This window comes from Salmonella sp. SAL4457 (assembly GCF_046548235.1).
Classification (GTDB): Bacteria; Pseudomonadota; Gammaproteobacteria; order Enterobacterales; family Enterobacteriaceae; genus Salmonella; species Salmonella enterica.
In genome coordinates, this window is sequence record NZ_JBGDZO010000715.1 from 1 (window position 1) to 262 (window position 262).

The 262-nt window shown below is 71.0% G+C and carries 1 pseudogene; it reads right to left on the reverse strand.

The window, feature by feature from the left end:
* Positions 1–23: 23 nt before the first annotated feature.
* Positions 24–262, reverse strand: a pseudogene (locus ACLJNW_RS26020) (hypothetical protein); the annotation flags it as partial.

Sequence of the window (262 nt, forward strand, 5' to 3'; positions counted from 1 at the left end):
CCGCAGGACTCGCCGAAACGCCCTCAGACTTCGTTCAATTCGCTGATATGCCGATACTCGGCCCCCAGATCCCGGGCCAGGCGCTCGGCCTTGCCCAGGCGCAACGGGCCGCTTTCGAGGTCGACCCGCAGGCTCGGGCAGGCAGCCTCCGGCAGCGCCGGCCAGTCGCGCAGACGGCCGTCGGTAAGCACCAGCAGACGCTGATGCTCGGCGGGTTTCTGCCGCTGTCGGCGCGCCAGCCAGCCAGCGGCCTGGAGCAGGG